Annotated in this window: 4 protein-coding genes, 4 tRNA genes and 1 pseudogene; 7 read left to right on the top strand and 2 right to left on the bottom strand. The window is 47.6% G+C overall.

Annotated elements, in window-relative coordinates:
- Positions 1–108 precede the first annotated feature (108 nt).
- Positions 109–1,137, top strand: coding sequence for a UDP-N-acetylmuramate dehydrogenase (gene murB, locus D9597_RS22935; protein ID WP_130224912.1), 1,029 nt, complete (start codon positions 109–111; stop codon positions 1,135–1,137).
- A complete protein-coding gene (gene birA / locus D9597_RS22930; RefSeq protein WP_000654626.1) occupies positions 1,134–2,099 on the top strand; it encodes a bifunctional biotin--[acetyl-CoA-carboxylase] ligase/biotin operon repressor BirA in 966 nt (321 codons plus the stop codon). Before murB ends, birA begins: the two co-directional genes overlap by 4 nt.
- Before the next feature lie 28 nt (positions 2,100–2,127).
- On the opposite strand, the gene coaA is transcribed toward birA, so the two are convergent.
- Entirely contained in the window at positions 2,128–3,078 is a 951-nt protein-coding gene (coaA, locus tag D9597_RS22925; protein WP_000023076.1) for a type I pantothenate kinase, read from the bottom strand.
- Positions 3,079–3,270: 192 nt separating this feature from the next.
- A pseudogene (locus D9597_RS23615) lies at positions 3,271–3,421 on the bottom strand (hypothetical protein); the annotation flags it as partial.
- A gap of 19 nt (positions 3,422–3,440) precedes the next feature.
- On the opposite strand from D9597_RS23615, the gene D9597_RS22920 reads away from it, so the two are divergent.
- From D9597_RS22920 to D9597_RS22900, 5 genes are all read left to right on the top strand, one after another.
- Positions 3,441–3,516: transfer RNA gene (locus D9597_RS22920), tRNA-Thr, on the top strand.
- A gap of 8 nt (positions 3,517–3,524) precedes the next feature.
- A tRNA-Tyr gene (locus D9597_RS22915) sits at positions 3,525–3,609 on the top strand.
- Between the two features lie 116 nt (positions 3,610–3,725).
- Positions 3,726–3,800: transfer RNA gene (locus D9597_RS22910), tRNA-Gly, on the top strand.
- Between the two features lie 6 nt (positions 3,801–3,806).
- Positions 3,807–3,882, top strand: a tRNA-Thr gene (locus tag D9597_RS22905).
- Positions 3,883–3,996: 114 nt separating this feature from the next.
- On the top strand, positions 3,997–4,431 hold a 435-nt coding region (locus D9597_RS22900), incomplete at its 3' end, for a GTP-binding protein (protein WP_000031723.1).

Here is a 4,431-nt window from a genome sequence, read left to right as displayed (position 1 = left end):
CAGGATGGCCTTTTTGCGTTGCTACAAACTCTTGCCATCGTTATATCTACAAGCCATCCCCCCGCAGATACGGTAAACTAGCCCCGTTTTTGCATCAGGAAAGCAGCTATGAACCACTCCCTAAAACCCTGGAACACCTTCGGCATTGATCATAATGCGAAGCACATTGTATGTGCCGAAGACGAACAACAACTACTCAATGCCTGGCAGCATGCAGCCGCAGAAGGACAACCCGTTCTTATTCTGGGTGAAGGAAGTAATGTACTTTTTCTGGAAGACTACCGCGGTACGGTGATCATCAACCGGATCAAAGGTATCGAAATTCATGATAAACCTGATGCGTGGTATTTACATGTTGGGGCCGGAGAAAACTGGCATCACCTGGTGAAATACACTTTGCAGGAAGGTATGCCTGGTCTGGAAAATCTGGCATTAATTCCTGGTTGTGTCGGTTCATCACCTATCCAGAATATTGGGGCTTATGGCGTAGAATTACAGCGAGTTTGCGCTTATGTTGACTGTGTTGAACTGGCGACAGGCAAGCAAGAGCGTTTAACAGCTAAAGAGTGCCGCTTTGGCTATCGCGACAGTATTTTTAAGCATGAATACCAGGATCGCTTCGCTATTGTAGCTGTAGGTCTGCGTCTGCCAAAAGAGTGGCAACCTGTACTGACGTATGGTGACTTAACTCGCCTGGATCCTTCAACGGTAACGCCACAGCAAGTATTTGATGCTGTGTGCCATATGAGGACTACAAAACTTCCCGATCCAAAAGTGAACGGTAATGCGGGTAGTTTCTTCAAAAATCCTGTTGTTTCTGCCGAAACGGCTAACGCGTTGCTGGCACAATTTCCAACAGCACCACATTACCCCCAGACAGATGGTTCAGTAAAACTGGCAGCAGGTTGGCTTATCGATCAGTGCCAGCTTAAAGGGACGCAAATTGGTGGTGCTGCGGTTCACCGTCAACAGGCGCTGGTTCTCATTAATGAAGACAATGCAAAAAGCGAAGATGTCGTGCAACTGGCACATCATGTAAGACAGAAAGTGGGTGAAAAATTTAATGTCTGGCTTGAGCCAGAAGTTCGCTTTATTGGTGCATCAGGTGAAGTTAGCGCAGTGGAGACGATTTCATGAAGGATAATACCGTTCCACTGAAATTAATCGCGCTGTTAGCGAATGGTGAATTTCACTCTGGCGAGCAGCTGGGTGAAACGTTAGGAATGAGCCGGGCGGCTATTAATAAACACATTCAGACACTGCGTGACTGGGGTGTTGATGTCTTTACCGTTCCGGGTAAAGGATATAGCCTGCCTGAGCCCATTCAATTACTTAATGCAGAACAGATATTAAGCCAGCTGGATGGCGGTAGTGTAGCCGTGCTGCCAGTGATTGACTCCACGAATCAGTACCTTCTTGATCGTATCGGAGAGCTTAAATCGGGCGATGCCTGCGTTGCTGAATACCAGCAGGCTGGCCGTGGTCGCCGAGGTCGGAAATGGTTTTCGCCTTTTGGCGCAAACTTATATTTGTCGATGTTCTGGCGTCTGGAACAAGGCCCGGCGGCGGCGATTGGTTTAAGTCTGGTTATCGGTATCGTGATGGCGGAAGTATTACGCAAGCTAGGAGCTGATAAAGTCCGCGTTAAATGGCCTAATGACCTCTATCTGCAGGATCGCAAGCTGGCAGGCATTCTTGTGGAGCTGACAGGCAAAACCGGCGATGCGGCACAAATTGTCATTGGTGCCGGGATCAACATGGCAATGCGTCGTGTTGAAGAGAGTGTCGTTAATCAGGGGTGGATCACGCTGCAGGAAGCGGGGATCAATCTCGATCGTAATACGTTGGCGGCCATGCTAATACGTGAATTACGCGCGGCGCTGGAACTCTTCGAGCAAGAAGGATTGGCACCTTATCTTTCTCGCTGGGAAAAGCTGGATAATTTTATTAATCGCCCAGTGAAACTTATCATTGGTGATAAAGAAATATTTGGCATTTCACGCGGAATAGACAAACAGGGCGCTTTATTGCTTGAGCAGGATGGAATAATAAAACCCTGGATGGGCGGTGAAATATCCCTGCGTAGTGCAGAAAAATAAGAAAAGGGAGCATTAGCTCCCCTGAAAATTATTTGCGTAGTCTGACCTCTTCTACAGCATGATTAGCACTCTTTGTCAGGATTAAACTGGCGCGCTCGCGAGTAGGTAGAATATTTTGCTTTAAGTTCAGCCAGTTGATCTCTTTCCACAACGTCATGGCAGTCTTAATCGCTTCTTCTTTAGTTAATTTCGCGTAGTTATGAAAATAGGAATCCGGGTCTGTAAAAGCCCCTTCGCGGAATTTCAGAAAACGGTTGATATACCATGTCTGAAGTAAGTCTTCCGGAGCATCAACATATATCGAAAAATCGACAAAATCAGAAACAAATACATGATGTGGATCGTGTGGATAATCCATCCCGCTCTGTAAGACATTTAACCCTTCAAGAATTAAAATATCAGGCTGAACAACAGTTTTATCTCCATCCGGGATCACATCATAAATAAGATGCGAGTAAACAGGGGCTGTAACGTTTGGCACGCCGGATTTGAGATCGGAAACAAACTTCACCAGACGATGCATATCATACGATTCCGGGAAGCCTTTCTTCTTCATCAGGCCACGTTCTTTAAGCACTTTGTTGGGATGAAGAAAACCATCGGTGGTGATCAGTTCAACACGACGGTGTTCCGGCCAACGGCTTAATAGTGCCTGTAACACACGAGCAGTCGTACTTTTCCCTACCGCGACGCTACCAGCAATACTGATAATGTAAGGAATGCGTTGTCCGTTAGTGCCAAGAAATTGTTCCAGAACAGCCTGACGGCGCAGGTTCGAGCTTATATAGAAGTTCAGCAAACGCGATAAAGGCAAATAAATCTCGGCAACTTCTTCTAACGAGAGATCTTCATTTATACCTTTGAGACGGGCGATCTCATCTTCCGATAACGTCATAGGTACGGAATCACGCAGAGCTGCCCACTGGTTGCGGTCAAACTGTAGGTAAGGCGTCATTAACGTTTGCTCTTTTATACTCATAAGCATGTTTCTGGCGGTCATAGCTCTATCGGCAAAGCGATATTTGCCATGGCGCGTCACAGTTCTGTTGAATGGGTTAATGGGCAGGAGGGTAACACCAGATGGGGAGGAATAATAAGAAAAAATCTCTTCCAGGAAGCTATCGTTGAAAAGCAATGTGACAGATATTCCATCTGATAAAAAGAATTGTGTTTTAGCTGGCGCGCATTGTTAATGCAGAGTGATGCTGAAAAAGTATGCTAATCTGCTCGCAATTCGGCTGTTTATTCATCGTGTCGCGCAAAATGTGACCAATAAAACAAATTATGCAATTTTTTAGTTGCATGAACTCGCATGTCTCCATAGAATGCGCGCTACTTGATGCCGACTTAGCTCAGTAGGTAGAGCAACTGACTTGTAATCAGTAGGTCACCAGTTCGATTCCGGTAGTCGGCACCATCAAGTCCGGTGGGGTTCCCGAGCGGCCAAAGGGAGCAGACTGTAAATCTGCCGTCACAGACTTCGAAGGTTCGAATCCTTCCCCCACCACCAATTTCGGCCACGCGATGGCGTAGCCCGAGACGATAAGTTCGCTTACCGGCTCGAATAAAGAGAGCTTCTCTCGATATTCAGTGCAGAATGAAAATCAGGTAGCCGAGTTCCAGGATGCGGGCATCGTATAATGGCTATTACCTCAGCCTTCCAAGCTGATGATGCGGGTTCGATTCCCGCTGCCCGCTCCAAGATGTGCTGATATAGCTCAGTTGGTAGAGCGCACCCTTGGTAAGGGTGAGGTCGGCAGTTCGAATCTGCCTATCAGCACCACTTCTTTTCTCCTCCCTGTTTTTTCCTTCTGTTTATTGCATTCAACAAGTCGGGCATGTTGCCTGGTTGATGTGGTGATATCACCGATTTATCCGTGTCTTAGAGGGACAATCGATGTCTAAAGAAAAGTTTGAACGTACAAAACCGCACGTTAACGTCGGTACTATCGGCCACGTTGACCATGGTAAAACAACGCTGACCGCTGCAATCACTACCGTACTGGCTAAAACCTACGGCGGTGCTGCTCGCGCATTCGACCAGATCGATAACGCGCCGGAAGAAAAAGCTCGTGGTATCACCATCAACACTTCTCACGTTGAATACGACACCCCGACCCGTCACTACGCACACGTAGACTGCCCGGGGCACGCCGACTATGTTAAAAACATGATCACCGGTGCTGCTCAGATGGACGGCGCGATCCTGGTAGTTGCTGCGACTGACGGCCCGATGCCGCAGACTCGTGAGCACATCCTGCTGGGTCGTCAGGTAGGCGTTCCGTACATCATCGTGTTCCTGAACAAATGCGACATGGTTGATGACGAAGAG

Origin of the sequence: Escherichia sp. E13S3, assembly GCF_004212325.1 — a bacterium.
Taxonomy (GTDB): Bacteria; Pseudomonadota; Gammaproteobacteria; order Enterobacterales; family Enterobacteriaceae; genus Escherichia.
This window is presented reverse-complemented; position numbering and strand designations above follow the sequence as displayed.

Bases quoted from the DNA above. Each gene is read 5' to 3' on its own strand.
- coaA (WP_000023076.1), bottom strand. From the start codon at position 3,078: ATGAGTATAAAAGAGCAAACGTTAATGACGCCTTACCTACAGTTTGAC.
- birA (WP_000654626.1), top strand. From the start codon at position 1,134: ATGAAGGATAATACCGTTCCACTGAAATTAATCGCGCTGTTAGCGAAT.
- murB (WP_130224912.1), top strand. From the start codon at position 109: ATGAACCACTCCCTAAAACCCTGGAACACCTTCGGCATTGATCATAAT.